Genomic DNA, 26,089 nt, shown 5'->3' on the forward strand with positions numbered 1-26,089 from the left:
TACTCACTCGTTGGTCAGTTTTGAGAGTTCAAACTCTTATGCGTTTGGTGATGATGGCGGAGGGGTTCCACGCGTACCCATCCCGAACACGGCCGTTAAGCCCTCCAGCGCCGATGGTACTTGGACCGAAGGGTCCTGGGAGAGTAGGACGCCGCCAAGCAAGAGAGAAAAGCACCGCTGATAACTCGGCGGTGTTTTTTTGCATTGTTAAAGTGTTTGCAGCGAGATGAAACGGAACGGCGTGGTGAAACGGATATTACGTTTTTGCGGACACTGGGGGATGGAGAGGGGAAACTTAACTGAGGAGGCTAACGGACCTGAGCGACGTTATTTGCTCCAAATGAGGGGGTTAGAAATTCTAACGGACCGAGCGGACCTTATTTCACTCAGATTGGCATCAAAGTCCGTATTTTTGGCCCAATAGCGTCGTCTGAGTCCGTTAGAACGGGAAATACCCGGGAAATGGGCGAATAAGGTCGCTGGAGTCCGTTAGGTGGAATTGCAGCATGACGGAGTGGCCAGCGAGTGCCAGTTTCAGGTAAGAATGTCGGTTTCCGATAAGAGTGCCGCTAAGCGACGGCTTTCTTATTTTTTACTTGTTATGGCGTCGATTTAGGGGCTTGGCGATGGTGGGTCCCTTGTTCATAGCTGTAGGCCAGCTTAATGAGGGTTCCTTCGTCAAAAGCCTTGCCCAGGAATTCGATGCCGACTGGCAAACCGTCTGTGGTAAATCCAGCCGGGACGGTAATGGCCGGGAATCCGGAGAAGGGACTGAGCCGGTTGTTGGCGCCGGACACTTGATTCTCGCCGATGACTGCGGCCGGTTGCGTTGTTGTCGGGTAAACGATCGCATCCAGGTCGTAATCGGCCATCACTTTTAAGAGGGCATCACGCGTCAGCTTGGTCCGGTTCAGTAAAATATCTTTGTATTCCGCGGTTTCCAGCGTTTCACGGGCCTCACGGGCTTTCATGGACTGCTCCTGGGCCTTATCATATTCTTCGGATGCGATAATTTCCGCTAGGCTGTGGTAAGGTGCATCGTTTCCCAGCTCTTGAAGGTACTCGTTCAGTTGGAACTTGAACTCATATCCGCTAAGGCTAGGGTATTTGTTAATTTCGGCCAGGTTCGGAATGGTGACCGGAATGGCCACAGCCCCCAGGGCCTTGAGCTCATCGACCGCATGGTAAACGACATCGGAGACGGACTTTTCCTGATCATTGCCGCTCTGAAGCAATTCGACGGCGACACCGATGCGGGCGCCTTTTAAACCGTCGGCATCCAGAAAATCGGTATAGCTTGCGGGAAGATGCCCAAGGCTGTACGCGGTTGCGATATCATCCGGATCATAACCAGCGGTGGCGTCGAGCAAAATGGCCGCATCCTCCACCGTGCGGGCCATCGGGCCGCCGACATCCTGCGTCAATGCCAACGGGATGATGCCGTCGCGGCTGGATAATCCGATCGTAGGGCGAATGCCCACCAGGCTGTTGAAGCTGGACGGGATTCGGATCGATCCGCCCGTATCGGTCCCGAGGCCGGCTGCGGCGAAGTTGGCCGCGATCGCTGCACCGGTGCCGCCGCTGGAGCCGCCGGGATAATGGCCGGGTGCGTACGGATTTTTCGTTTGCCCGCCAAGGGAGCTGGATGTCGTGATGCCGAAGGCGAACTCATGCAGGTTGGTTTTGCCCAAGATTATGGCGCCGGCCTCTTTCAATTTGGCGATTTGATAGGCATCCTTGTCCGGAATGGAATCCTTCAAACATAAGCAACCTGCGGTGGTTGGCATGTCGGCCGTATCGAAATTGTCTTTTACCAAAATAGGAATGCCATGAAGCGGCCCGCGCGGCCCTTGCGTGGCCCGTTCTTGATCGAGGGCTCCGGCAATGCTCAATGCGTCAGGGTTTAAGGTTAGGACGGCCTGCAGCGAGACGCCCTGGTCATCGTATTTGGCAATACGGTCCAAATACATTTGAACGAGTTGTTTTGAGGTCAGCTTGCCCTGGTCCATCGCTAACTGCATATCGGTGATCGTCGCTTCTTCGAGCACGAACGGTTTCAGGTAACTCACGACGCGATCGTGCAAAACCGCCAAATCCCCTGCCAATAGCGTTTGCCCCGGCATAAACAGGGTATCGGAATACCCCTCCATTAAGCCTGCTTTGACAACAGCCCCGACCGCCGGCGCATAGGGGGCATCGTCCGCTACGTCATCAAAAGTTTCCGCCGCATCTTTCAGATTCAGCCATTGCCGAAAAAGGACGGCTGCATTGCTGCGCAGCATTTTCGCGCCTTGCGGGGCGTCCATCGTTAAGGCAGACCCCGCTTCGGCCGCCGCCTCTTTCATGGAAAGGTAAAACTGATCTGCTGTGACAAAACCTTGGGCTGCAGCGTCCCTGGCACTGCTTGCTGCTGCAGATGCAGAGGATGAAGCAGCCTCAGCTTGCGGGCTGGCGCCGGTCCATACCCCGGTCATTAGAACCCCGGTTAAGAGCAGGGCACCGCTTTTTTTCCAATTCCAGCGATGTAGTTTCATCTCATTTTGCTCTCCTCTCCTGAAATCGTATGTAAGGTTCTGGCTATAATCATAAATAGATGTAAGGTATTATGACAAAAGCACTCAAACCGTAAGTAAACGCATACATAGTTTATTTAGTTTATATTACTTTATATAACTCACGAATTCGTGTGATTGAAAAATAAAATAGTAAAAAGTCCATGTCAAATAAAATAACATTTTACTTACACAAAATTTCTGTACCGGTATTGCATTTTGAGATATACGGATTTACTATACTTAGAACCTATCAAAAAGAATGTAACCTTTTTGTTACCGACAGTGGCAAGTCAACCGTTATAATTATACTGATATGTCTAGGGCATATAGCCTTCCGCAATCTATATCAGGTATCGACAACATGGGATAACGTTTTCAGTATATAGGCAGGGTAAGGAGGAATGGATCATGCGGCGAAAAGGAGTTGGATATTCCTTATGCTTCATGTGGGGAGTCTTGATGATGATGTTCGTCATCGCGGGCTGTGCGTCTTCCGAGCCTTCATGGACAAATTACGTAGGGGCGGCTGTAGAAAAAAGCTTCCCGGTGCCAAAAGAAGCTAATCAGACGGATAACGCATTAAATAACTCGAAAATGGACTATATTCACTACTCGCTGAAGGGGTTAAGCGAAAGCGGCGGCGTACCTGAGGCTTATGAAAAGGTCATAGAGGAATGGGGCTGGACCGAAAAAAAAGAGGAAAGCACCGGTTCAACCCGAGTTTACGAGAAAGGCAAAAAAATCGTGCAGCTGACGATTCACGACGATTCGTTTACGGTGCTTGTCCCAAAACAGGAAGACAAGGCGGTGATTCAAGGTCTGGAAAGCAGCCCTTAATTCGCCCGATCGCAAGCCGGCTAATTCCAGATGGATCACCAGCCTGTTCCCTTTGCGGGGAACAGGCTTTTTGTCAAGGTCAAGGATAATAACGGTAAAAAATGTCCTTATTCTCGTCAAATAAGGAGAATGGCGGGAATAGATGATTTTGCATGCATCCTGATATCGCAAGAAAAACTGCCCCGAAACGTGGTCTGTTTTCTTTGAGAGTAGGTCACTGCAAGTAATAGGAAATGTCGGGGCCGGTGATTTTCAGCATGCCGTCTTTACGTTGGCCCCTAACACAGGCAAGGGCGAGCAACCGCGGGCCGATCAGCCAGAAATGCCAGAAGAACAAGGCCAGCACAAAAGAAGCCGGAGACCACGGAATGATGATCGCTATGATGCAGCAGCCGATCCAGGCGGCATGCAGGTGAACTTTGCGAAACACGGAGTAAGCCACGTATTGTTCGGGCATATACCCGATCCAGGGCAGCAGCCGGGAAAATCGCCAGCGTTTGCGGTAGGAATGGCTTAAGATGATCAGGACCGACCGAGAAATGACGAATTGAATCCATAACGCAATGGGCGCGGCAATCAGAAAGAAAAAAAGGCTGGTCCAGGATAGAAAAATCATCTCGGCGGCGAGCCAAAGAAAAGGAAGCGTTGCGAAACCGTAAATCAAGGCTTTGGGCAATACGACCTTTTTCAGCAGCCGGTAATGGTAAAACGTCGCATTTGTTTCAGGATCAGCGGATTTCACCCATCAACCCTCCTATAAATCACTTTAAGTGCGTAAAACTCGGACATACCTATATTACTATATCGGAGCAAGCAACCGATAATTAAAGATGCAGCGTACAAACACAGCCGCGGGTAATGCGGCATAAGATAAAGCAGGTAGAGGACTATGAAAAGGTTTAAAATAATAGAATCTGTGTCATACTGATAGTAAAACAGACAAGGTGGGATTTGGGCATGGATGAGCGGACCGAAAGAAATTGCATTATTTGCGGGGAGCCAAAAACCGAAGGCATTCATATCGTATCGGAATTTATTTGCGATGCGTGCGAGGCCGAAATGGTGCACACGGATGTTCAGGAGGAAAAATACCATTTCTTTATTCATCAAATGAAGCAAATTTGGGTGCAAAAGAATGCATAAAACGCATAAATCGATGAGGTGACAGGGCCTGTTCTTTGGGAGAACGGGTCCTTTTTTGTAGGCTTATGTTGCCCATTCGGGGAAAGAAGCGGTAAAATGAAGCAATGATATTTTCAGCGAACTAAGGTTTAAGCGGTGTAGAATTGGGAGCAGGATCACAGCCGGAAGGATTAAGATAGAGATGCCAGAACAAGTTAATCGGGCTCCGTTATATGAAGCTTTGATGCAATATATGAAAAAAAGCGATGTTTCCTTTCATGTGCCGGGACATAAAAACGGACAAGCCCTGCGCGGCGGAATGCCCTGGGAGCAGGATCTGCTGTCCCGGGTGATGGAGATCGACGCGACGGAAATTACGGGGACGGATGATCTGCATCATCCGGAAGGGGTTATCCGTGAGGCGCAGCAGCTGGCCGCCGCCCAGTTTGGGGCGGAGGAGACGTTTTTTCTTGTCGGCGGCAGCACAGCCGGCAATTTGGCGCTGATCCTGAGCGTGTGCACCGCTCCGGGCGATGTGCTGCTCGTGCAGCGGAACGTGCATAAATCCGTCATCCACGGATTAATGCTGGCAGGCGCGCACGCGGTGTTTTTGGCGCCGCGGCTCGACGCGCGGAGCGGCCTGGCGACCACCCCGTCCGTGGAGACGGTGCGTGAAGCCCTGCGCCGGCACCCCGGCGCCAAAGGGCTGCTCGTCACGCACCCGAGCTACTACGGGATGGGCGCATCGCTGCGGCCGCTGGCCGAGCTCTGCCGCGCGCACAGCGTGCCGCTGCTCGTCGACGAGGCGCACGGCGCCCACTTCGGCCAGCATCCGGCGCTGCCGGAGAGCGCGCTGGCCCAAGGCGCCGATGGCGTCGTGCAGTCGACGCACAAGATGCTCACCGCGCTCACGATGGGCGCGATGCTACATGTGCAGGGCGGGCTGCTCGACCGCGCGCTGCTGCGCCAGCGGCTGGCGATGCTGCAGAGCTCCAGCCCGTCCTACCCCATCATGGCTTCGCTCGACGTTAGCCGAAGCCTGCTGGCGGCCCAAGGGCCCGCCCTGTTCGCAGGCGGGCTGGCCAAGGCCGCCGCGGCGCGCAGCGGCCTTGGCAAACTGCCGCGCTTCGGCGTCGTCAAGCCACCGGGCGCGAGTGGAGGGGACGCTGCATATACTATTCAAGACCCGTTTAAGCTTGTAATATACGATGCAACAAACCGGTGGAGCGGCTACGAGCTGCAGCGGCGGCTTGAGGCGGAGGGCTGTGTGCCGGAAATGAGCGATGAGCGGTACGTGGTGCTGGCCTTTGGACCGGGGACGACGGAGCGGGATGCTGGGCGGCTGCTGCAGGCGTTGGAGCGCATCGCGGTGGCAGCGGAAGCGGCCGAGAGTGCGTCGGAGAAAGCGGAAGAGAAGGCGACAGCAACGGCAGCACAGGCGGCAACGCAGTTGGCGGAGAAAAGGGAAGCGGAACAGGATTGTTCCGGAGCCGAAAGAGACCCATCTGCCGAACTTTCCACGTGGAACATTTCGCTTGATCCGAAACCGGCAGATGCCGCAATAAGGAATGCTGAAGCCCGATCCCAAACCGATGCCGGCATAGATGTGCAAGTAACCGGTACGCTTACAGACGCGGAACCTGCGGATTCGGGCATAGACGCAGATCAGACAGACATCCTTCCCGGCATCTCGGAGCCTGTGGCGTTTTCTCTGGCTCCCCTATCCCCGGAGGAGATCGAAGCGATTCCCGTAGAGGACAGCGCCGGCCGGCAGGCCGCGGAGATGATCATCCCTTATCCTCCGGGCATCCCGCTGCTGTATCCGGGAGAGACGGTCACGGAAGAGACGAAACGCCGACTGCTCCGGCTGCGGCAGACCCGGGCGAAATGCCAGGGGGCGGCAGATCCTTTGCTGCTCACCATCCAAGTGAAGAAGCTAATCAAGAAAGCAGGGAATGAACCACATGAACGGTAAAGAGAGAGGACTATTTATTACGCTGGAAGGCGGTGATGGTTCAGGCAAAACGACGGTGATGGCCGAAGTGGCCAAAGCGCTTGAAGAGCACGGCGTTTCATTTATCAGCACCCGTGAGCCGGGGGGGATTGAAATCGCCGAGAAAATCCGGGACATCATTTTGAATCCGCAGCATACGGCGATGGATGCCCGTACCGAAGCGCTGCTCTACGCGGCGTCGCGGCGCCAGCATTTGGCCGAGAAAGTAGAGCCTGCTTTGGAGCGGGGCGTCAGCGTGCTGTGCGACCGGTTCATCGACAGCAGCCTGGCTTATCAGGGCTATGCGCGGGGACTCGGCATTCAAGAGGTGCTGAACATCAATATGTTTGCGACGCAAGGCCGTTTTCCGGACCTTACCTTTTACCTTGATATCGAACCGGAGGCCGGCTTGGCCCGCATCGCCGCAGGCCAGGGGCGAAAGGTCGACCGTCTGGATATGGAAAGCACCCAGTTCCACCGGAAGGTTCGGGAAGGTTATTTGCGGATTGCCGAGATGTATCCCGAGCGGATCAGGCGGATCGACGCCTCGCAAGGCAAAGACGAGGTGGCTGCCGACATTCGCGGCCAACTTTCCGCATTTTTAAAGGAATTAAGGGCCTAGCTGTCAAATAATAAGGTGTGGTACATTTTTAATATAACGAGGAGGGACTGCAAATGAAGCTGATTGTTGCGATTATCCAGGATAAAGACAGCAACCGGCTGTCCAGCGCGCTCGTCAAGGAAAACTACCGGGCAACCAAGCTGGCCAGTACCGGAGGGTTTCTTCGGGCGGGGAACACGACGTTTATGATCGGTGTTGACGACCACCAGGTGGACGCGGTGCTGAACGTCATCCGCAACAGTTGTAAAGTGCGTGAGCAATTGGTTACCCCGGTAACGCCGATGAGCGGTACCACCGATTCGTATTTGCCGCTCCCCGTGGAAGTGCAGGTTGGCGGAGCCACCGTATTCGTGCTGCCGGTAGACCGGTTTGAACATTTCTGAGAAAATATTATTAAATTGCAAGTTCAAAAAAACAACCTCTTATAGAGATAAACGTTCAGTTAGATGAACGACTTCCAAAGGTAGGCGGTGATCCAAGGTGAAAATTGATCCGGGATTCCGGCCGCTCCAAAGCGGCCTGGGGGTGACTGACGGCCCTGCAAAGCCGGTGCAGTCCAAGAACTTTGCCGATGTCATGCAGCAGCATGGGGAGCGGGCGTCGCAGGAAGAGCTGGGCCGGCGGTTTAAGGAAATTCAAATGCAGGGAGACCGGCTGGCCCGTTCCATGACCATCCGCGAGCTGAAAGCATACCGGCTTATGGTCAAAAGATTTCTCGAGGAGACAGTCCGCCGGGGCGTCCTTATTAAGGATGTCAGAGGATGGGATCGCCGCGGCCGGGGGAAACGTTACAAGCTGCTGGACGAAGTTGACGCCGCTTTGCTTGCCATGGCCGACGAACTGCTGGAAACCGAGCAGGGAAAAATCGAGCTGCTGCAAAAAATCGGCGAAATCCGCGGCATGCTGATCAATTTGTGTTTCTAAAAGTGCGAGTATCAAATGGAGGAAAACACGTGTCATTTCAAGATATCATCGGCCAGGATACCGCCAAGCAGCTGCTGCAGGGCGGCCTGCGGAGAAACGAAATATCGCATGCCTATATTTTTAGCGGACCGCCTGGAAGCGGGCAAATGGAAATGGCCATGGCCTTCGTCCAGGCGTTGTTTTGCACTCGGGGCGGGGACGACGCCTGCGGGGAATGCCTGGAATGCCGCAAGGTGCTGCACGGCAATCACCCGGATCTTTTTACCGTCAAACCCGATGGGGCCACGATTAAAATCGATCAAATCCGCGATTTGCAGCGGATTTTCTCTTATCGCACAGAGAGCGGCAATCCGAAAGCCTATATCATCGATGAGGCGGAAAAAATGACGGTTCAGGCCGCGAACAGCCTGCTGAAATTTTTGGAGGAGCCGCCGTCCCCGGCGGTTGCTATTTTGCTGTCCGACAATGGACGGGCTTTGCTGCCGACGATCCAGTCGCGGGCGCAGTGGGTGCCGTTTCTGCCGCTAAACCCGGAGCGGATGCTCCAAATATTGGCGGATGAGGGATTTCCGGCAACTTTGGCCCGGAGCGCCGTTCATCTCGCGGCAGGATTGGGTCCGTGCCGCGAACTTATCCAGCAGAATTGGTTTGCAGAAATTAGAAACGTAGTGTTACAATTAGGGAAGGAGATCGCAGGCCGTGGCGGTTCTCCTTTAATTACAGCGCAGCAAAGCTTGTTCAAGGCCGGTTTAAGCGACCGCTTGGACATGTTGTTCAGTCTTTTCCATTTGTGGTTTAAAGATATGATCCACGCGCTCTATCATAAGCATGATCAAGTCGTTTTCATAGATGAGTTAGAGTTTATTTCCAGACATGCCGCCTCGCGCAGCCCACAGCAGTGGATTGAAGCGATGGCGCTGGCTGCGGAGAGCAAGAAGAAACTGCGGCAGCATATGAATGCCCAACTTTGCGTGGAGCAGTTCCTCATCGCGGTGGATGGGCAGCGGTAGAACGTTTTTACTACCCGGGCAGGCAGCACTCAGGCACTTTTTGAAACTTTCTCCCGTGAAAGAAGCAGGGAATGAGAAAAAGCTGGTTCGAGCGATGCTTTTTTGGCGTATCACCATTTATGGGGGTTTTATAGGTATACGAGGGGGTTAGTTTTTGTACACTGTAGTGGGCGTCCGCTTTAAAAAAGCGGGCAAAATATATTATTTCGATCCGCTGGATCTTCCCGTCGAGAAGGATCAGAACGTGATTGTCGAAACGGCGCGCGGGATCGAATACGGTAAAGTGGTGGTCGGCAAGAAGCAGGTGGGGGAAACGGATGTCGTCCTTCCGCTGAAGAAGGTCATCCGGATCGCCGACGAAGCCGACGCCCGTGTAGTCGAGGAGAACAAGCTTGCGGCAAAAAACGCTTTTGCCACATGTTTAAATAAAATCAAGGACCATGACCTGAAGATGAAGCTGGTCGATGTGGAATTCACGTTCGACCGCAACAAAATCATTTTTTACTTCACGGCCGAGGGACGGGTGGATTTTCGCGAATTGGTAAAGGACTTGGCCAGCATCTTCCGCACCCGGATCGAGCTGAGACAAATCGGCGTCAGAGACGAAGCCAAGATGCTTGGCGGTATCGGTCCTTGCGGACGTGTGCTCTGCTGCTCTTCCTGGCTTGGCGACTTTGAGCCGGTTTCCATCAAAATGGCCAAGGATCAAAGCCTGTCGCTAAATCCAACGAAAATTTCCGGTTTGTGCGGACGGTTAATGTGCTGCCTCAAGTTTGAGCATGATAACTACGAAAGCGTGAAAGAGGAGCTTCCGTCCGTTGGCAAAATGGTGATCACTTCTTTGGGCGACGGGAAGGTCGTTGGGATCAACGCCGGGTCGCGCACCGTGCACGTTCAGCTGTTTGAAATCGGAAAAGTGAAGGAGCTTCCGCTGGACGACGTTGTCCTTAAATAAGAAAAGGCTTTTTCAAGACTTTAGAGATGACGCTGGGGTGGGAACTTGGAGAACAAGGACATTTTCAACCATATGCAGGCGCTGGAATCACAAATGGGTAAAGTTCACGGCGAATTGGGCAGCCTCATGCTCGAAGTGAAGAAGCTGGTGGAGGAGAACCAGCGGCTCTTGCTGGAGAATGAGCAGCTGCGCAAATTATTAAAGCGGGAAAGCACGGAAAACCGCGTACCGGTAACGGCCGAAGGCAAGGTTGCGGACCCGGTTTTGGCCGGCAAAGAAGCGATCGATGTCGTGGGCGAAGGGTACGATAATTTGGCGCGTATTTATCATGAAGGTTTTCATATTTGCAATGTATATTATGGACATCTTCGTACGGAAGGCGATTGCTTGTTCTGCTTGTCATTTTTGAATAAATAAATGAATATTAAACCGTGGGGATTGGCCCTACGGTTTTTTTTCAATGACCATAAAGAAGGATAAATTCATGAACAATGTACCGATTTATGACAACGAGCGGGTCGACGATTTGCTCACGCATGACCTGCACATCATTCAAAGCGACGAGGTATTCAGCTTCTCGATGGACGCCGTGCTGCTGGCCCGGTTTGCTTCCATACCCAACTATGGAAGGGTTCTCGATTTGTGTACCGGCAACGGGGTCATTCCCCTGCTGCTGTCGACACGGACGAAGGCTGCGATCGAAGGCATTGAAATTCAGCCGCGGGTGGCCGATATGGCCCGCCGCAGCGTGGAGATGAACGGTCTAGCGGAGCGGATTCTGATCCGCGAAGGGGATTTGCGCGAGCTGGCGCAAAACACCGGCCATGGGGTGTATGACGCGATTACGGTGAATCCGCCTTATATGCCGCTGACCGGGGGCGATTTGAAGCTCAATAGGCATCAGGCGATCGCCCGCCATGAAATCCATTGCAGCCTGGAGGACGTGGCGATCGCGGCGATGCGGCTGGTGCGGCCGGGAGGCAAAGTATCGATGGTGCATAAGCCGCAGCGTTTGGGGGAGATTGTAACGGTACTGCGGCAGCACCGGCTGGAGCCGAAGCTCATCCGGTTTGTCCATCCGCGGGCCGGGGCCGAGGCCAATATGGTGCTAATTGAGGCGCTCCGGGACGGCAAACCCGATTTGCGGGTGCTTCCCCCGCTGATCGTTTACGGGGAGGATGGGCAGTATTGCCGGGAAATCATGGACATTTATTATGGACCAAAAGAGGGTAAACGATGAACGTAAACGTGCAAAAAAGTTTTGAAGCCGCGGCCGGAGAACGGGCGGATTACGGCAAGCTGTACCTGGTCGGCACGCCAATCGGCAATTTGGAGGACATGACCTTCCGCGCCGTGCGGACGCTCCGCGAAGCGGACATCATTGCGGCCGAGGACACGAGACAGACGCGGAAGCTGCTCACCCATTTTGAAATATCGCCGGGCAAGCTGCTGAGCTATCATGAACACAATAAGGCGGCGAGCGGACCTGAACTGATCCGGTATATAATGGAAGGAAAAAATTTGGCGCTGGTCAGCGATGCCGGTCTGCCGGCGATTTCCGATCCCGGGAGCGACCTTGTAAAGCTGGCGCTTCACGCGGGCATTTCCGTTATCCCGATTCCGGGGGCCAACGCCGCGTTGTCCGCGCTGATCGTTTCGGGACTGCCTACGGAGCGGTTTATGTTTTTGGGATTTTTGCCGCGGGACCCGAAGCAGCGGGAGAGGCTGCTAAAATCGCTGGAGGACGAGGAAAGCACCATGCTGATGTATGAGTCGCCTCATCGGTTAAGCAAGACGCTTCAGTCCCTGCTGGAGGTGTTTGGAGACCGCAGCATCGTGATGGCGCGCGAAATGACCAAACGTTATGAGGAGATGGCCAGGGGTTCGCTGCAGGCTTGCCTGGAATGGCTGGAGGAGCATCCGCCGCTAGGGGAATACTGTCTGGTGGTGGAAGGGGCCAATCCGGATCAGGTGAAGGAGAAAAGGGAAGCCTGGTGGCAAAATTTACCAGTGCAGGAACATGTGGCGCATTATGAGCGGGAAGAAGGATTAACGCGGAAAGACGCAATGAAAAAAACCGCCGCCGACCGCGGGGTATCCAAACGTGATATTTATAATTCGCTGCTCTAGGGGCCCATAAACCCGCCAAAATACCCAAAAAATGCTGAGCAGCCAAAAAAAGGGGCCTTCGCTAGGCCGGGTTCAAGCCAAGGGAAGGCGCCAAGGAGATATGAAAAAGGTTAGAATTAACAGTTTCAGTAAATCTATTATATACTATATTTCTTAATTTGTCACAGGGGTAGGTAGTTCAGTAATACATTCATGGCAAACAATTTTGCCTTTGAAGTAAGTGACGTTCTCGGCATTGCCGCAGAAAATGCAGGCGGGCTCGTATTTCTTCAGCATAATCCGCTCGCCGTCTACATAAATTTCAAGCGCGTCTTTCTCGCCGATGCCGAGCGTGCGGCGCAATTCGATCGGGATAACGACACGTCCCAACTCGTCGACTTTTCTTACAATACCTGTTGATTTCATCATAACTGATAAGTGCCCCTCTCGCTATAATTTATTAATGTCATTTTTCGACATTGTTCTATCTTTTCTGCTTTTTATAATACCAACCATTGCCAGAATAGTCAACCTATTTATGGTAGAGTTCAGCATTATTTCTAAAAAAATATCTTACATACCTTCAAGAACTACTTATTTATCTAGGAAGTTCAAGGAATGAGCCGATTCGACATTTTGGAAAACAAAGATTTGACTTAATCCGACACCATTCGACATAAATCGCAAATTTCGGTCAAGTTCCCCCTTTATTTCTCAAAAAAACTATGATGACAAAAAAGGAGTGTTAGCCATGTATCGTCCGCTTTCCGAGGAAAAAGTGTTTAAAGATCCCGTACATAATTATATTCATGTACAGGACGAAGTGATCTGGTCCCTGATTAATACCCCGGAGTTTCAGCGTCTTCGCCGCATCCGCCAGCTGGGGACGTCATATTTGACGTTTCATGGCGCTGAGCACAGCCGTTTTTCCCATTCCCTCGGTGTCTATGAAATTACGCGCCGGATCATTTCGCAGTTTGAGCGCGGGGGATACGCCGATTGGCCGAGCGGGGAAAGGATGGTTGCTTTGTGCGCCGCGCTGCTGCATGACTTGGGGCACGGCCCGTTTTCGCATTCGGTCGAAGAGGCTTTCCAAATGCATCACGAGGATTGGACTTGTAAAATCCTGCTCGGGGATACCGAGGTCGGGGAAGTGCTGCGCACGGTGGAGCCGGATTTTCCGGACAAGGTCGCGGCGGTGATCCGCAAAGATTACGACAACCCGATCGTCGTTAATCTCGTCACCAGCCCGCTGGATGCAGACCGTATGGACTATTTGCTGCGGGACGCTTATTTTACCGGCGTCAATTACGGCACGATCGACATGGATCGGATTTTGCGGATGCTGCGCCCTTATCACGGCCGGGTGGTCGTCAAGGAATCGGGCATGCACGCGGTGGAAGACTATTTGATGTCCCGTTATCAGATGTATTGGCAGGTGTATTTTCACCCGGTTACGCGCAGCTCGGATATCATTTTGCGGCAAATTTTGCGCCGGGCCAAGGAATTGTACCGGGACGGCTATGCTTTTTCATTTTTGCCTCACCCGCTTCCTTGTCTGTTTCAGGGGGAGATCGGCGTGCGCGATTATTTGCTGCTTGACGAAGCGCTGATGCAGACCGCCTTCATGCAGTGGAAAAACGAACCGGATGCCCTGCTGAGCGATCTTTGCGGCCGTTTTTTGGACCGGAAATTGTATAAATATGTAGAACTTGAGTCAGGCGAACTGGAAATGGTCGAACAGATCCGCCAGGCGTTTGAGCAGGCCGGTCTTCATCCCGAATACGACCTGGAAATTGATTTTCCGACCGATCTGCCGTATGATGTGTTCCGTCCGGACGAGGCCGCCGCGGGGAAGCAGATTTTGCTGCTGGACCGGCAGGAGCGGCTGCGGGAAATATCCGAAGTGTCGGACATCGTCCGCTCGATCAGCGGGCTGCAGCTCGGCAAATACCATTTGTATTATCCGGATAATAAATTGCATGCGGTACGGGATCAATTGCCGCCGACCATTGCCCGAATATTTGAACAGGCACGTTAGGAGGAACGAGACGACCATGTTATTTGACACGCATACGCATTTGGACGCTCCGCAGTTCGACGAGGACCGGGAGGAAGTGATTCAGCGCGCGGTGGAGCAAGGGGTTACGCGCATGATCAACATCGGCTTTAACCGCGAAACGATCCCGTCGACGATGAAGCTGGCGGAAACGTATGATTTCATTTACGCCGCCGTCGGGTGGCACCCGCAGGATGCGATCACGATGAAGGAGGGCGATTTGGACTGGATCGCCGAACTTTGCAAGCACGAAAAAGTGGTGGCCATCGGTGAAATCGGGCTCGATTATTATTGGGACACGTCGCCCAAAGACGTTCAGCACGAGGTGTTGCGCAAGCAAATCGGCTTGGCCCGCAGCCTGGGGATGCCGATTTCCATTCATAACCGCGACGCCCACGAGGATGTCGTGCGGATTTTGCGCGAGGAAAAGGCGAATGAAGTCGGAGGGGTGATGCATTCCTTCTCCGGCAGCTGGGAAATTGCTAAAATGTGTCTAAATCTGGGATTTCATTTGTCGTTTGGCGGGCCGATTACGTTTAAAAATGCAAAGCAGCCCAAAGAGGTCCTGGCCCAAACACCGATGGACCGTTTATTGATCGAAACCGACTCCCCTTATTTAACTCCCCATCCATTTCGTGGGAAGCGGAACGAGTCGGCCCATGTGCGTTTGGTAGCCGAAATGGCAGCCGAGCTGAAAGGGGTCTCTTTTGAGGAAATCGCTGAAATTACCACCCGAAATGCACTGGAACTATTTGGAATACCGAGCATAACGGAGAAAAACCGCTGAAAAAATGAGGATAAACGAAAGATTAATGCTTTTTAACCGAAAACAGCATGTTTATTACATTTTTTTAACCATTTTTTTAAAAAAACGTGGTTGATTGGTTCTTTACAACATGCATCGAAACAGGATAGAATTTTTTCAGTAATCGCTGCGGCTCATTTTTTAGCTTGACGAGCCGTTCGATAACTTGGTTCCGTGAACCAGTCTCGCTGAGTCTCCGCATGGAGAACGGGGGAACCGGTGCGAACATGGATCGGATGATGCCGGCCAGGTTTGCAAGTGATTCCTTTTCAGGGTCTTTGGGGTGAATTCGAGGTCGTTGCGCCATGAGCGAACGAACTGAGAAAGGGCGGCTCTCTTTCGTCCTAATCCGACAGCTAACCTCGTAAGCGTACCAAGAGAGGTAACTCGTGCAGCCTATTACACCTAGACAAATCAGGAAGCCACGAAGGGAGTTCCTCTAACTCTTTCTTTGGGCTTCTTTTGTTTTGAATAAAAGTAATAGGGTCATCATACTGTTGATAAACAGGAGGTGACAATTGCCGATAAGACTGGGGCAGGATGCGAAATGCGCTGTTTGTTGTTTAAATGTGAGTTCAAAAGTCGGGGCGGCCTGCTTCGTGATCAAAAGATGACTTTTGAACAACCTCTAAGCGCGTTTCGTAAACAAGAACTGTAGTCGCGTCAACCGTATCATGCATCGACCTTACGGCGGGACTATGAAGGAGGACGGAAGAAATGGGCATTTTCCGAAACGGGGAGACCCATGAATCACGCTCATCCAGCATGTCTTACGCAATGCGATGGAAGCATGAGAATTTTCGTCAGATTACGCTTGTCGGCGTACTGAGCATCGCACTAATCATCATCATCCTGATCGGGACGTTTGGTCAGGAGCGTAAACAAGTATCTCTGGTCATCGACGGGAAGGTCCAGTCGGTGGAAACGACGGAGTCGAAGGTGGCTCATCTGCTGGAGGAACAATCCATTAAGCTTGCACCGCAAGACACCGTATCGCGTCCGCTCGACAGCCTGTTTTCGGACGGAGACCGCATCGTGATTGAACGGGCGGTTCCGGTGAAGATCATTGTCGATGGAACAACTAAAGTTGATTTTACGACAAAGAGCACCGTAAAGGGCGCCATTTCCGAACTTGGCGTCACCCTGGAACAGGACGATAAGGTAACACCCGCTTTGGACAGCAAAATTGCAGCCAGCATGAACATCAAAATCGTTCGGGTTAATAAACATACCGTCAAGAAAGAAGAAGCCGTACCGTTTACCGTTGTCAAAACGGCTGATGACAGTTTGCCGAAAGGCGAAACCAAGGTCGTTCAGCAAGGCAGCAAAGGGTTGGTTGTCCACACCGTGGAGAAAACTTATGAGGACGGCAAGTTTGTGACGAAGCGATGGCTCGGCAAAGAGGTCTCCAAGACCGCACAGCCGAAAGTCATTGCCGTCGGCACCAAACAGCCGACCGCGGTGATGTCCGCCAGCATGACCCGCAGTTCGGACGGGGTCAGCGTCAGCGGAACGACAACGAAAGGCGGAGTCTCATTCAAATATAAAAAAGTACTTAAAAACGTCACGCTCACCGCTTATTCCTCTGAGGAGGACGGCATCGGAACGCGCACGGCTTCCGGCACCCGCGTTACCGAAGGGCGGACGATCGCCGTGGACAAAGACGTCGTGCCGCTGGGCTGGTGGGTCTATATCGAGGGCATCGGTTTCCGGAAAGCGGAGGATACCGGTGGAGCGATCGACGGCAACAAGATGGACGTGTATTACGACAGCTTGAAGTCGGCTAAAAATTTCGGCCGCAAGAAGGGCCGCACCGTTTACGTGATCGGTCCGACCAAACCGGAATTGAATTAATTCGCCCCGTCATGCTTAGATGGGGAACGGGATACTTTGAGCGTGTTCAAAAAGCCCTCTTCGTGATAAAAAGATGACTTTTTGAACAACCTCTATTATGATGATGAATAAGACACTTGGATTAGAAGAGGATACGTTCCTCTTCTTTTTGCTGTAAACGGAAGGGAAGAAGACACATGATTAAAGAGGTCATCGTGGTGGAAGGCCGGGATGACACCGTGGCCGTCAAGCGGGCCGTGGAGGCGGATACGATCGAAACGGGCGGCTCCGCCATCAATGAGACGACGCTGCGGAAAATCTCCCTGGCGCAGGAGCGGCGCGGAGTGATCATTTTTACCGATCCCGACCATGCCGGGGAACGGATCCGTAAGATCATTGCCAACCGGGTGCCTGGCTGCAAGCATGCGTTCCTGCGGGAAGCGGATGCGACGAAGCGGGGCGATATCGGGATCGAAAACGCCTCTCCGGCAGCGATCCGCGAGGCGCTGTCCCGCGTGCGCAGCGAAGCGCCGGGAGTAGCGGGCCAGATCGATTGGGAAGACTTGATGACGGCGGGGCTGATCGTGCATCCGCAGGCGGCGGCCCGGCGCAAGGCGTTGGGGGAGCTGCTCGGCATCGGGTACTGCAACGGCAAACAGCTGTACAAGCGTTTGACGGTGTTCCGGATCAGCCGCGAGGAGTTTGCGGATGCGCTCGCCAAGTTGGAGAATGAAGGGGTATAGAGGCCATGAGCATAAGGGAAGACGTGTCCACGCCGCGCCGGACGAAGGAGATCATTCAGCGGTACGGATTTTCGTTTAAGAAAAGCTTGGGACAGAACTTTTTGATCGATCAGAACATCCTCGGCAAAATCGTCGCCGCCGCAGGCCTTGACGCCTCCAAAGGAGCGCTCGAAATCGGCCCGGGGATCGGCGCTCTGACGGAGAAGCTGGCTCAGGAAGCGGGCCAGGTCGCGGCCGTGGAGATCGACCAGCGCCTGCTGCCGATCCTGCGGGAGGTGCTGGAGCCGTATCCGCACGTTCACGTCATTCACGGGGACGTGCTGAAGCTGGACCTGCAGGCGCTCTTTGCCGCCGAATTTACCGGCGTCAGCGGCGTTAGCGTCGTCGCCAATCTGCCGTATTACGTGACGACGCCGATCCTGATGAAGCTGCTCGAGGAGAAGCTGCCGCTGGAGCATATCGTCGTGATGATCCAGAAGGAAGTGGCGGAGCGGATGGCGGCCTCGCCGGGCGGCAAAGACTACGGCAGCCTCAGCATCGCGGTTCAGTATTACAGCGTGCCGGAGCTGGTCTGTACGGTGCCGCACAGCGTGTTCATTCCGCAGCCGAACGTGGAGTCGGCCGTCATCCGCCTGTCGGTGCGCAAGGAGCCGCCGGTGTCGGTGGAGGATGAGGCGTTTTTCTTCGAGGTGGTACATGCCGCCTTCGCCCAAAGGCGCAAGACGATTTCCAACAATCTGAAAAGCCGGTTCTTCCCGGGCGAAGGCCGGGAACGGCTGGAGCAGCTGCTGGCTGAGGCCGGGATCATCCCGTCGCGCCGCGCCGAAACGCTGGATTTGGCGGAGTTCGCGGGGCTGAGCAACACCTTGCTGCAGGCCGGATTGAAGCGGCCGTAGCAGGGGGCCGCCGCAGTAACCAATCCCACCTTTCGCCCATACCATGGGATAGAGGTGATTGACTTGACGAATTTGGGAGACTTGGTCGTCCGCAAATCTTACGGCGGGGATGTTACGTTCCGGGTAGCAAGCATCGTGCGGAGTGAAGCGATCATCAAGGGAACGGAATTCCGGTTGCTGGCGGACGCGCCTTTAAGCGATTTGATCCGTATAGACCGGGACGCCCCCGGAGAAACGACGCAGCGCGCGCGCATCAAGGCGACGGAGTCGCTGAAGCGGTTGGCCGAGGACCGGAAGCAGCTGGCGGAGCGCAACCGGATGACCATCGGCGGGGAATGGTACTCAATGGGGGAGCCGGCTTATTTTGAAGTACCGGGCAAGGTGCTTCATCTGGACGGGGATCAAAGATATTTGCAAAAAAGCTTAAGCCTGTACGAGAAGCTGCGGGTCCCCGCTCAAGGTTACTTTGTCACGGAGTCGCAGATGGCCAGCGCTCTGTACCGGCTGCTGCCGACGGTTCGCCCGGATATCGTGGTGCTGACCGGCCATGACGGTGTTTTGAAGCATCGGCCTACCGGCGACCTGTACAATTTAACCAGCTATAAAAATTCCAAACATTTCGTGGAAGCCATTCAGACGGCCAGACAATACGAACGTAATTTCGATACGTTAACGATCGTGGCCGGCGCCTGCCAATCGCATTTTGAGGCGTTATTGCAGGCGGGAGCCAATTTTGCCAGTTCCCCGGGCCGCGTGCTGATCCACGCCCTGGATCCCGTGTATATCGCCGCCAAGGCCTCGCTGACGTCCATACGCGATACGATTCAGATTACGGATGTCCTGAACAATACGATCAGCGGCGCGCAGGGCGTCGGGGGGATCGAAACGCGCGGCAGCTACCGGATTGGCCTGCCGAAGCTGAAGGATTTGTCCTCGCTTAAAGTTGTGCCTTCCATGTAAGAGCGTATTAAACCGGAAGTTCCAAAGTTTTTCTTTGGGGCTTCCGGTTTTTTACGTAATGCGAATGGCCGGCCGTCAAGCACCGATTTTTAGGTCGAGCCAAAAAATAAGGACCAAAAAGGTCGTTATTCCAGCTATATCCGTCAGTTTGAAAGAAATAGAGGAAATTTATGTCGTTATTTTCCCCTGTCGCAAGGAAATACCCGCGTTCTGGACCATTCTTGAGGAAATAAGTACATAAAATTCCACTAATGAAGATGAACATGCTGGTCTCCGGATAATAAGTACATAAAATGCCGCTATTTTGAAGGCCAACGGTCGGTCGTTCCGGCAGCTTTATTTTTTCAGGAAGGGGTCGGCGGGTCGTGTCGAAAAAAATTCATTGACATGGGTTTTTCCATGCTGATATAATTAATTATTTTGATTTGACAAAGGTTCTCTTTTCCTGTATAATGGTTTGAGAAAGAAGGTGGTCACAGGTAATGGCTAAAAATGCGCTGTCGGAAATCAAGCATAGTCTCGACGCCCACGTTGGACAAAAAATTATGCTTCGGGCAAACGGAGGTCGCCGAAAGACCATCGAACGCACCGGAGTGTTGGAGGAAACCTATCCTTCGGTCTTTATCGTGAAGCTGGACCAAGAGCATCAGACCTTTAAGCGTGTGTCTTACAGTTATGCCGATATACTAACCGAATCTGTTGAGGTCATGATTTGCGACGACAACAACGAGGTGCGGATTTCGTATATTAAACCGTGAACATCATGATGAATTTCAAGTAAACGGCTTTCGCCATTGGGCGGGGCCGTTTTTTTAACCTTAAAGAATTTATAAAATTTCGGACATGGTAGAGGACGATGCGCAGGGAGAGAGGGGAGGAGAAGAGTAACCTGGGGGCTAAGGGACACCAGAGCCGTTATTTTCGAAAAAACGGGAGTTTGCAAAATGTAACGGACACAGATGACGTTATTTAGCCTAAATTGCCCTGGATGAACGGGTTTAGAGCGAAATAGGGCCGCTGGTGTCCGTTAGGTTGGGAAATACCCGGGAGATGGGCGGATAAGGTCGCTGGTGTCCCTTAGAGCAACGTCCAAAGTAGAAGTCAGAGCCATTAAAGGACGCCGCCAGGCGTTTTTCTTATGGGCTGCCGGGCAGGCTGGAGCAAGGCGCGGACAAGCGGCCAACGGACGCAAGGTCTGTGCGGCGCGCTGCCGCCAGGCTTTTTTTGGCGGACAGGTTTGCCGAGGTCACCGTATGAACTGCTGCGGCTCCACGCATACTAACCATTGTTCCATATCCAAGACCCCATAGGAGGACTGACCATGTCGCGCAGAAGACGAAGCGTAATGTCGGAGGACCTGAAGGTCGAATTAGCCAAGGATCTGGGATTTTACGATACCGTGAAGCAGGAAGGTTGGGGCGGCATCAGGGCAAAGGATGCGGGAAATATGGTGAAGCGGGCGATTCAGCTCGCCGAACAGGCTGCGGCAAAACAGCAGCAATAGCAGCAATAATATTTGACGGACGAAGCTTCCCTTACGGGGAGCTTCGTTTTTTTGCCGGGATGAAGTAAGATAGTATAAGATAAGGAACGGTAAGGATTGCTGAAGGTGGGTGAGGGCCTTGAAAATTTACGAGAAAGCGCCGGCAAAAATCAACTTGATGCTCGACGTATTACATAAACGTCCGGATGGCTACCACGAAGTCGAGATGATCATGACGATGGTTGATCTCGCCGATCGGTTGGAAATGAGCGCCCTCCCGCGGGATACGATTATTATATCGAGCCAGGCCGGATATATTCCGCTCGATGAGAAGAACCTGGCCTTTCAGGCCGCCAAGCTGATCAAGGAACGGTATAACGTGCGCAGCGGGGTGTATATCCATCTCGACAAAAAGATTCCGGTCGCGGCCGGTCTGGCCGGCGGAAGCAGCGATGCGGCGGCAACGCTGAGGGGGCTCAACCGGCTTTGGGGACTGAACATTTCCGGAGAAGAGCTGAAGAAGCTGGGGGCGGAGCTGGGATCGGACGTACCTTTTTGCGTGACGGGCGGGACGGCGCTGGCTACGGGGCGCGGAGAGGTGCTGACGCCTTTGCCGAACCCGCCGCAATGTTGGGTCGTTCTGGCGAAGCTGCCGATTAACGTATCTACAGCCGAGGTGTACGGACGGTATCGCAACGAACGGATCGAGAAGCATCCCTCGGCCGAGCGGATGCGGGCGGCCCTGGAAAGCCGGTCTTTTCCGGAGGTGTGCCGGGAGCTGGGCAACGTTCTGGAGAGCGTGACGCTGCATATGCATCCCGAGGTCGCCCATTTGAAAGAAACGATGCTGCGCCTGGGGGCGGACGGCGTGCTGATGTCGGGAAGCGGTCCGACGGTGTTCGGGCTCGTCTCCAAAGAAGCGAAAGTGTCCCGTATTTATAACGGGCTGCGCGGGTTTTGCAAAGAGGTTTACGCGGTGCGTCTTCTGACCTGATTGGTAACGGCTTGGTTCTTAAGCACGAAGCACCCCACCCCCTACGAAAACGAAGATCATGCTTGGACAAATCCGTACAAAAATGTTATAGTTTCAATAAAATATTCGGATTTTAGCGAGGGGTACTTCGTGAAAAAATTAAAAAGAAGCGCTCGTTTGGTGGAGATGACCCACTATTTACTAGCCCGGCCGCATCATCTGATTCCGCTGACGACCTTTGCCCAGCGGTACGGAGCCGCGAAATCGTCCATCAGCGAGGATTTGGGCATTATTAAAGAGGTATTTGAAGAAGAGGGGATCGGCGACTTGCTGACGCTGGCCGGAGCCGCCGGCGGCGTTAAATATATTCCGCGGGTGGGCCGCGAGCAGGCGCTTGTCTTTATCCGCGAACTGTGCGGCAAGCTCGCTCAGCCCGACCGCATTTTGCCGGGCGGTTATTTGTATATGTCCGACCTGCTTGGGCAGCCGGCTTTGATGAATGAGGCGGGCAAACTGTTCGCCACCGCGTTTGGCGATTTGGAGATCGACTGCATCATGACTGTGGAAACGAAAGGGATACCGCTCGCTTACGCTACGGGCGCCGAGCTGAATCTGCCGGTCGTCCTGGTGCGAAGAGACCATCAGGTCACGGAAGGGTCGGCCGTAAGCATCAATTATGTGTCCGGGTCGCACAAAAGCCTGCATACGATGACGTTGTCCCGCCGGGCGCTCAAAGAACTTTCGCGTGTGCTGATCGTTGACGATTTTATGAAGGCCGGCGGCACCATTCAGGGGATGGTCGACCTGCTGGGCGAATTCAATGCTAAGGTGGCGGGCGTAGGCGTCCTGGTCGAATCGGGGGAAGTGGATTCCGAACAGCGGCTTCTGCACGATTATGTGTCGCTGGCGACGCTCCGGGCAGTGGATGCGAAAGGCAAGGAAATCTCCGTGGAGCCTGGAAATTATTTTTCCAAATTCGGGTAAGTTGAAATCTGTCGATAAAACCGCAAAACCGAAAGTTTTGCGACGAAATGTGTCGAAAAGCCCGTCATATCAAAAAAAATCGAGATTTTAAGGCATTTTGTTCCTCAAAAAAAAAGGATTTCCGTTTGCTATGTGGAATATTACACCAAGTCTCTGATGGAAAAAGGTGGTGAACACATATGCAAATTACGGATGTAAGACTCCGCCGAGTCAGCTCTGAAGGCAGAATGAAGGCCATAGCATCCATTACCATCGATAACGAATTTGTCGTTCACGACATCCGCGTCATCGACGGGAACAATGGAATGTTTGTAGCTATGCCGAGCAAGCGCACACCGGACGGGGAGTTCCGGGACATCGCGCATCCGATTTCCTCCGGCACCCGCGAGAAGATTCAAGCCGCTGTTTTGGCTGAATACGAACGTGCGGCCGACCAAGAGGAAGCTATTGAAGAAGGGGCGTAAGTCGCATTTTTAATTCTTGACCAATTGGGGTTCGAGGAAAAGGGAGCCATGAGTACATGGCTCCCTTTTCTTTTTGCGGTAAATGAGATATATTCAGTAATGAGTTTAAGTGAGAGTTACTACCTCTTTGAGTAAAGGAGACCGGAGCCTTGAAAAAATTAGCGATTGTTCTTGCCGCAGGTCAGGGGAAACGCATGAAGTCCAAGCTTTATAAAGTGCTCCATCCTGTGTGCGGCAAACCGATGGTCGGGCATGTTTTAAACGCTGTGCAGCAAGCCGGCTGCGAACGAACCATCGTCGTTGTCGGCCATGGTGCCGAGGCGGTAAAATCATACCTTGGATCATCGGCGGAGTACGTGCTGCAGGAGCAGCAGCTGGGAACCGGGCATGCGGTGAAGCAGGCAGGTCCGCTGCTCGCCGGAGAGGAAGGTACGACCGTTGTAATTTGCGGCGATACCCCTCTGGTGACCACGGAGACGCTTGAAGCGCTGGTCGAACTTCATACCCGCAAGGGTGCAGCCGCTACCGTGCTCACGGCCAAAATGGACAATCCTCAAGGATATGGCCGGGTGATCCGTGGAGAGAACGGTACGGTCGAGCGCATCGTCGAGCAGAAAGACTGCACGCCGGAAGAAGCAGCGGTACAGGAAATCAACACAGGCACTTATTGTTTTGATAATGCGAAATTGTTTGCCGCTTTGGAAAAGGTAACCAATGACAACGCGCAGCAGGAGTATTACCTGACCGACGTTATCGGCATTTTGGTACAGGCCGGCGAAATCGTGGAAGGTTATGCGGCGCAGGACCACCGCGAGTCGATCGGCGTCAATGACCGCGTTGCACTGGCCGAAGCGGAAGCGGTTATGCGCGAACGGATCGTTCGGCAGCATATGCTGGGCGGCGTCACGGTGGTCGATCCGGCATCGACTTATATCGGAGCTGATGTGACCATCGGTTCGGATACGGTGATTTATCCGGGAACCGTGCTTTCGGGGCGGACCGTCATCGGCGAGGATTGCGTGATCGGGCCGGCGTCCCAAATCGAGGATAGCGTGATTCATGACGGCGCGAAGGTGAAGCATTCGGTTCTAAGCCAGGCGGAAGTCGGCAAAGAAACGACGGTGGGACCTTTCGCTTATTTGCGTCCGGGGGCTAAACTTGGCGCAAACGTCAAAGTGGGCGATTTCGTCGAGATCAAAAACGCGACCTTGGACGACGGAGCGAAAGTCTCGCATCTGAGTTATATCGGCGACGCCAAAGTCGGCAAAAACGTAAATATCGGCTGCGGTGCGATTACCGTCAATTACGATGGTTATAATAAATCCATTACGGAGATCGAGGACGAAGCTTTTATCGGCAGCAACGTCAATCTGATTGCGCCGGTGAAGGTCGGGAAAGGCGCTTATGTGGTCGCCGGCTCGACCATCACGCATTCCGTCCCGGAAGGTGATTTGGCGATCGCGAGACAGCGGCAGGAGAACAAGCCGGGTTATGGCGAAAAAATCCGCGGCCGCGCAAAAGCCAAAAAACAGAATAAGCAGGACTCTTAAGCCGTTTTATCATAGGATGTAGTAGCAATTGCCGGAATCCATTTTTCGGAATGAGGATGCAGTGACGATTTCTAATGACGGGGTAGCTCGAAGGCGGGTTCAGCGGTTTGATCCCTTTCGCTATCTACACAGCACGGAGGGTTTTAATTTTATGACTTATTGTGATTCTAAATTAAAGATATTCACCTGTAACTCCAATCCTAAGCTGGCGCATCAAATCGCGGATTATATCGGAATCCCGATGGGCGATTCGGACACGACCAGTTTTAGCGACGGCGAAATTCAGGTCAAGCTGTCCGAGAGTGTCCGGGGCTGCCACGTCTATGTCGTTCAATCGACGTGCGCTCCCGTCAACGACAATCTGATGGAGCTTCTCGTTATGGTGGATGCCTTGAAAAGAGCTTCAGCCAAAAGCATTAACGTGGTTATCCCGTATTACGGTTATGCCCGCCAAGACCGGAAGGCCCGTTCGCGCGATCCGATCACGGCTAAGCTGGTTGCCAATTTGATCGAGAAGGCCGGCGCACACCGCGTCATTACGATGGACCTGCACGCCATGCAGATTCAAGGCTTCTTCGACATCCCGGTGGACCATATGCTCGGGGTGCCGATTTTGGCCCAGTATTTCCGGTCTAAGCATATCCCGAATCCGGTCGTCGTATCGCCGGACCACGGCGGGGTGGTGCGCGCCCGTAAACTGGCGGATTTCCTGAACGCGCCGCTGGCGATCATCGATAAACGCCGTCCGGAGCCCAACGTCAGCGAAGTCATGAACATTATCGGGAACATCGAAGGCAAGACGGCGATTCTCGTCGACGATATCATCGATACCGCCGGAACGATCGTCCTTGGCGCGAATGCGCTGAAGGAGGGCGGCGTGGAAGAGGTTTACGCCTGCTGTACGCACCCCGTGTTGTCCGGCCCGGCGATGGAGCGGCTGGAGAATTCTCCGTTGAAAGAAGTTATTGTGACCGACACGATTCCGATTACGCATCCCAATCCGACCAGCAAGCTGAAGGTGCTGTCCGTCGCTCCGCTTATGGGCGAAGCGATTATTCGCGTGCACGAGGAGCTGTCGATCAGCAAGCTGTTCGAGATCGAATAAGGTAAGGCTACTGCACACAGGGGTTGCATCCTCCCGCCGGGAGGGTGTAACCCCTATCGGTGTGTTTGCCGGGGTGGGGGCGGTCGGTTCCCGTCGATCTATTGGAT

28 protein-coding genes, 1 rRNA gene and 1 riboswitch are annotated in these 26,089 nt (G+C 53.4%); of the genes, 25 read left to right on the plus strand and 4 right to left on the minus strand.

The genetic code is table 11. The features are described 5' to 3' along the window. Positions 1–43: 43 nt before the first annotated feature. Positions 44–160: ribosomal RNA gene (rrf, locus tag EHV15_RS08870) — 5S ribosomal RNA — on the plus strand. Between the two features lie 439 nt (positions 161–599). Here rrf and EHV15_RS08875 read toward each other — a convergent pair. Next, on the minus strand, positions 600–2,534 hold the full coding sequence (locus EHV15_RS08875; RefSeq protein WP_128630885.1) for an amidase family protein: 1,935 nt from the start codon (positions 2,532–2,534) through the stop codon (positions 600–602). Positions 2,535–2,963: 429 nt separating this feature from the next. Between EHV15_RS08875 and EHV15_RS08880 the strand changes: the two genes are divergently transcribed. Then, positions 2,964–3,392, plus strand: coding sequence for a hypothetical protein (locus tag EHV15_RS08880; RefSeq protein ID WP_128630886.1), 429 nt, complete (start codon positions 2,964–2,966; stop codon positions 3,390–3,392). 214 nt (positions 3,393–3,606) lie between these two features. Here EHV15_RS08880 and EHV15_RS08885 read toward each other — a convergent pair whose 3' ends face one another. Continuing rightward, complete coding sequence (locus EHV15_RS08885) at positions 3,607–4,134, minus strand: hypothetical protein (protein ID WP_128630887.1); 528 nt, start codon at positions 4,132–4,134, stop codon at positions 3,607–3,609. 215 nt (positions 4,135–4,349) lie between these two features. Between EHV15_RS08885 and EHV15_RS08890 the strand changes: the two genes are divergently transcribed. The 10 genes from EHV15_RS08890 (at position 4,350) to rsmI (ending at position 12,148) form a co-directional block, all read left to right on the plus strand. Next, positions 4,350–4,535 (plus strand): sigma factor G inhibitor Gin, encoded by a 186-nt coding sequence (locus EHV15_RS08890; RefSeq protein ID WP_128630888.1) that lies wholly within the window; start codon positions 4,350–4,352, stop codon positions 4,533–4,535. 181 nt (positions 4,536–4,716) lie between these two features. Further along, a complete protein-coding gene (locus EHV15_RS08895) occupies positions 4,717–6,489 on the plus strand; it encodes an aminotransferase class I/II-fold pyridoxal phosphate-dependent enzyme (protein ID WP_128630889.1) in 1,773 nt (590 codons plus the stop codon). Further along, entirely contained in the window at positions 6,479–7,129 is a 651-nt protein-coding gene (gene tmk, locus EHV15_RS08900) for a dTMP kinase (protein WP_128630890.1), read from the plus strand. The genes EHV15_RS08895 and tmk overlap by 11 nt, the downstream gene beginning before the upstream one ends. A gap of 53 nt (positions 7,130–7,182) precedes the next feature. After that, positions 7,183–7,512, plus strand: a complete 330-nt coding sequence (locus EHV15_RS08905) for a cyclic-di-AMP receptor (protein WP_036618158.1) — start codon at positions 7,183–7,185, stop codon at positions 7,510–7,512. 97 nt (positions 7,513–7,609) lie between these two features. Continuing rightward, a complete protein-coding gene (locus tag EHV15_RS08910; RefSeq protein ID WP_128630891.1) occupies positions 7,610–8,053 on the plus strand; it encodes a YaaR family protein in 444 nt (147 codons plus the stop codon). 29 nt (positions 8,054–8,082) lie between these two features. Then, on the plus strand, positions 8,083–9,063 hold the full coding sequence (gene holB, locus EHV15_RS08915; protein WP_128630892.1) for a DNA polymerase III subunit delta': 981 nt from the start codon (positions 8,083–8,085) through the stop codon (positions 9,061–9,063). Between the two features lie 154 nt (positions 9,064–9,217). Then, the gene (locus EHV15_RS08920) at positions 9,218–10,018 is read left to right on the plus strand and encodes a PSP1 domain-containing protein (protein WP_128630893.1); all 801 of its coding nucleotides are present in this window, start codon (positions 9,218–9,220) and stop codon (positions 10,016–10,018) included. Positions 10,019–10,063: 45 nt separating this feature from the next. After that, positions 10,064–10,435 (plus strand): initiation-control protein YabA, encoded by a 372-nt coding sequence (locus EHV15_RS08925; protein ID WP_128630894.1) that lies wholly within the window; start codon positions 10,064–10,066, stop codon positions 10,433–10,435. Positions 10,436–10,502: 67 nt separating this feature from the next. Then, the gene (locus EHV15_RS08930) at positions 10,503–11,258 is read left to right on the plus strand and encodes a tRNA1(Val) (adenine(37)-N6)-methyltransferase (RefSeq protein ID WP_178075805.1); all 756 of its coding nucleotides are present in this window, start codon (positions 10,503–10,505) and stop codon (positions 11,256–11,258) included. Beyond that, positions 11,255–12,148, plus strand: coding sequence for a 16S rRNA (cytidine(1402)-2'-O)-methyltransferase (gene rsmI / locus EHV15_RS08935; protein WP_128630895.1), 894 nt, complete (start codon positions 11,255–11,257; stop codon positions 12,146–12,148). The genes EHV15_RS08930 and rsmI overlap by 4 nt, the downstream gene beginning before the upstream one ends. Positions 12,149–12,301: 153 nt before the next feature. Here rsmI and EHV15_RS08940 read toward each other — a convergent pair whose 3' ends face one another. Continuing rightward, a complete protein-coding gene (locus tag EHV15_RS08940; RefSeq protein ID WP_009226360.1) occupies positions 12,302–12,556 on the minus strand; it encodes an AbrB/MazE/SpoVT family DNA-binding domain-containing protein in 255 nt (84 codons plus the stop codon). 322 nt (positions 12,557–12,878) lie between these two features. Between EHV15_RS08940 and EHV15_RS08945 the strand changes: the two genes are divergently transcribed. The 7 genes from EHV15_RS08945 to veg all read left to right on the plus strand — a co-directional run bounded on the left by EHV15_RS08945 (position 12,879) and on the right by veg (position 20,181). Beyond that, positions 12,879–14,168 (plus strand): HD domain-containing protein, encoded by a 1,290-nt coding sequence (locus tag EHV15_RS08945; protein ID WP_128630896.1) that lies wholly within the window; start codon positions 12,879–12,881, stop codon positions 14,166–14,168. 16 nt (positions 14,169–14,184) lie between these two features. Beyond that, positions 14,185–14,973 carry a TatD family hydrolase gene (locus EHV15_RS08950; protein WP_128630897.1) on the plus strand — a complete coding sequence of 263 codons (789 nt, stop codon included), beginning with the start codon at positions 14,185–14,187 and terminating at the stop codon, positions 14,971–14,973. A gap of 194 nt (positions 14,974–15,167) precedes the next feature. Further along, positions 15,168–15,378, plus strand: a riboswitch (cyclic di-AMP (ydaO/yuaA leader). 330 nt (positions 15,379–15,708) lie between these two features. Next, complete coding sequence (locus EHV15_RS08955; protein WP_128630898.1) at positions 15,709–16,845, plus strand: resuscitation-promoting factor; 1,137 nt, start codon at positions 15,709–15,711, stop codon at positions 16,843–16,845. A gap of 176 nt (positions 16,846–17,021) precedes the next feature. Next, complete coding sequence (gene rnmV, locus EHV15_RS08960; protein WP_128630899.1) at positions 17,022–17,567, plus strand: ribonuclease M5; 546 nt, start codon at positions 17,022–17,024, stop codon at positions 17,565–17,567. 5 nt (positions 17,568–17,572) lie between these two features. After that, positions 17,573–18,463 carry a 16S rRNA (adenine(1518)-N(6)/adenine(1519)-N(6))-dimethyltransferase RsmA gene (gene rsmA, locus EHV15_RS08965; RefSeq protein ID WP_128630900.1) on the plus strand — a complete coding sequence of 297 codons (891 nt, stop codon included), beginning with the start codon at positions 17,573–17,575 and terminating at the stop codon, positions 18,461–18,463. Between the two features lie 63 nt (positions 18,464–18,526). Continuing rightward, entirely contained in the window at positions 18,527–19,423 is an 897-nt protein-coding gene (gene yabG, locus EHV15_RS08970) for a sporulation peptidase YabG (RefSeq protein ID WP_128630901.1), read from the plus strand. A 482-nt stretch (positions 19,424–19,905) separates the two neighbouring features. After that, positions 19,906–20,181, plus strand: a complete 276-nt coding sequence (gene veg, locus EHV15_RS08975) for a biofilm formation stimulator Veg (protein ID WP_036618138.1) — start codon at positions 19,906–19,908, stop codon at positions 20,179–20,181. A 378-nt stretch (positions 20,182–20,559) separates the two neighbouring features. On the opposite strand, the gene EHV15_RS36440 is transcribed toward veg, so the two are convergent. Beyond that, entirely contained in the window at positions 20,560–20,709 is a 150-nt protein-coding gene (locus EHV15_RS36440; RefSeq protein WP_178075806.1) for a hypothetical protein, read from the minus strand. 35 nt (positions 20,710–20,744) lie between these two features. On the opposite strand from EHV15_RS36440, the gene EHV15_RS08980 reads away from it, so the two are divergent. From EHV15_RS08980 to EHV15_RS09005, 6 genes are all read left to right on the plus strand, one after another. Then, a complete protein-coding gene (locus EHV15_RS08980; RefSeq protein ID WP_128630902.1) occupies positions 20,745–20,927 on the plus strand; it encodes a small, acid-soluble spore protein, alpha/beta type in 183 nt (60 codons plus the stop codon). Positions 20,928–21,045: 118 nt separating this feature from the next. Further along, complete coding sequence (gene ispE / locus EHV15_RS08985; RefSeq protein WP_128630903.1) at positions 21,046–21,900, plus strand: 4-(cytidine 5'-diphospho)-2-C-methyl-D-erythritol kinase; 855 nt, start codon at positions 21,046–21,048, stop codon at positions 21,898–21,900. A 129-nt stretch (positions 21,901–22,029) separates the two neighbouring features. Beyond that, positions 22,030–22,863: a pur operon repressor gene (gene purR, locus EHV15_RS08990; protein ID WP_128630904.1), complete on the plus strand. Its 834-nt coding sequence runs from the start codon at positions 22,030–22,032 to the stop codon at positions 22,861–22,863. A 179-nt stretch (positions 22,864–23,042) separates the two neighbouring features. Continuing rightward, positions 23,043–23,327, plus strand: a complete 285-nt coding sequence (gene spoVG / locus EHV15_RS08995; protein WP_036618134.1) for a septation regulator SpoVG — start codon at positions 23,043–23,045, stop codon at positions 23,325–23,327. A 149-nt stretch (positions 23,328–23,476) separates the two neighbouring features. Continuing rightward, a complete protein-coding gene (gene glmU / locus EHV15_RS09000) occupies positions 23,477–24,877 on the plus strand; it encodes a bifunctional UDP-N-acetylglucosamine diphosphorylase/glucosamine-1-phosphate N-acetyltransferase GlmU (protein ID WP_128630905.1) in 1,401 nt (466 codons plus the stop codon). Positions 24,878–25,028: 151 nt separating this feature from the next. After that, positions 25,029–25,982: a ribose-phosphate diphosphokinase gene (locus EHV15_RS09005; RefSeq protein WP_128630906.1), complete on the plus strand. Its 954-nt coding sequence runs from the start codon at positions 25,029–25,031 to the stop codon at positions 25,980–25,982. Positions 25,983–26,089 lie beyond the last annotated feature (107 nt).

The organism is Paenibacillus oralis (assembly GCF_003863965.1).
Lineage (GTDB): Bacteria > Bacillota > Bacilli > Paenibacillales > Paenibacillaceae > Fontibacillus > Fontibacillus oralis.

What these genes read in the sequence shown, in the direction of transcription:
- EHV15_RS08875 (WP_128630885.1), bottom strand. Translation starts at nt 2,534, where the DNA reads ATGAAACTACATCGCTGGAATTGGAAAAAAAGCGGTGCCCTGCTCTTA.
- EHV15_RS08880 (WP_128630886.1), top strand. Translation starts at nt 2,964, where the DNA reads ATGCGGCGAAAAGGAGTTGGATATTCCTTATGCTTCATGTGGGGAGTC.
- EHV15_RS08890 (WP_128630888.1), top strand. Translation starts at nt 4,350, where the DNA reads ATGGATGAGCGGACCGAAAGAAATTGCATTATTTGCGGGGAGCCAAAA.
- EHV15_RS08895 (WP_128630889.1), top strand. Translation starts at nt 4,717, where the DNA reads ATGCCAGAACAAGTTAATCGGGCTCCGTTATATGAAGCTTTGATGCAA.
- tmk (WP_128630890.1), top strand. Translation starts at nt 6,479, where the DNA reads ATGAACGGTAAAGAGAGAGGACTATTTATTACGCTGGAAGGCGGTGAT.
- EHV15_RS08905 (WP_036618158.1), top strand. Translation starts at nt 7,183, where the DNA reads ATGAAGCTGATTGTTGCGATTATCCAGGATAAAGACAGCAACCGGCTG.
- EHV15_RS08930 (WP_178075805.1), top strand. Translation starts at nt 10,503, where the DNA reads ATGAACAATGTACCGATTTATGACAACGAGCGGGTCGACGATTTGCTC.
- rsmI (WP_128630895.1), top strand. Translation starts at nt 11,255, where the DNA reads ATGAACGTAAACGTGCAAAAAAGTTTTGAAGCCGCGGCCGGAGAACGG.
- EHV15_RS08940 (WP_009226360.1), bottom strand. Translation starts at nt 12,556, where the DNA reads ATGATGAAATCAACAGGTATTGTAAGAAAAGTCGACGAGTTGGGACGT.
- EHV15_RS08945 (WP_128630896.1), top strand. Translation starts at nt 12,879, where the DNA reads ATGTATCGTCCGCTTTCCGAGGAAAAAGTGTTTAAAGATCCCGTACAT.
- EHV15_RS08950 (WP_128630897.1), top strand. Translation starts at nt 14,185, where the DNA reads ATGTTATTTGACACGCATACGCATTTGGACGCTCCGCAGTTCGACGAG.
- EHV15_RS08955 (WP_128630898.1), top strand. Translation starts at nt 15,709, where the DNA reads ATGGGCATTTTCCGAAACGGGGAGACCCATGAATCACGCTCATCCAGC.
- rnmV (WP_128630899.1), top strand. Translation starts at nt 17,022, where the DNA reads ATGATTAAAGAGGTCATCGTGGTGGAAGGCCGGGATGACACCGTGGCC.
- rsmA (WP_128630900.1), top strand. Translation starts at nt 17,573, where the DNA reads ATGAGCATAAGGGAAGACGTGTCCACGCCGCGCCGGACGAAGGAGATC.
- veg (WP_036618138.1), top strand. Translation starts at nt 19,906, where the DNA reads ATGGCTAAAAATGCGCTGTCGGAAATCAAGCATAGTCTCGACGCCCAC.
- EHV15_RS36440 (WP_178075806.1), bottom strand. Translation starts at nt 20,709, where the DNA reads ATGGTTAGTATGCGTGGAGCCGCAGCAGTTCATACGGTGACCTCGGCA.
- EHV15_RS08980 (WP_128630902.1), top strand. Translation starts at nt 20,745, where the DNA reads ATGTCGCGCAGAAGACGAAGCGTAATGTCGGAGGACCTGAAGGTCGAA.
- spoVG (WP_036618134.1), top strand. Translation starts at nt 23,043, where the DNA reads ATGCAAATTACGGATGTAAGACTCCGCCGAGTCAGCTCTGAAGGCAGA.
- EHV15_RS09005 (WP_128630906.1), top strand. Translation starts at nt 25,029, where the DNA reads ATGACTTATTGTGATTCTAAATTAAAGATATTCACCTGTAACTCCAAT.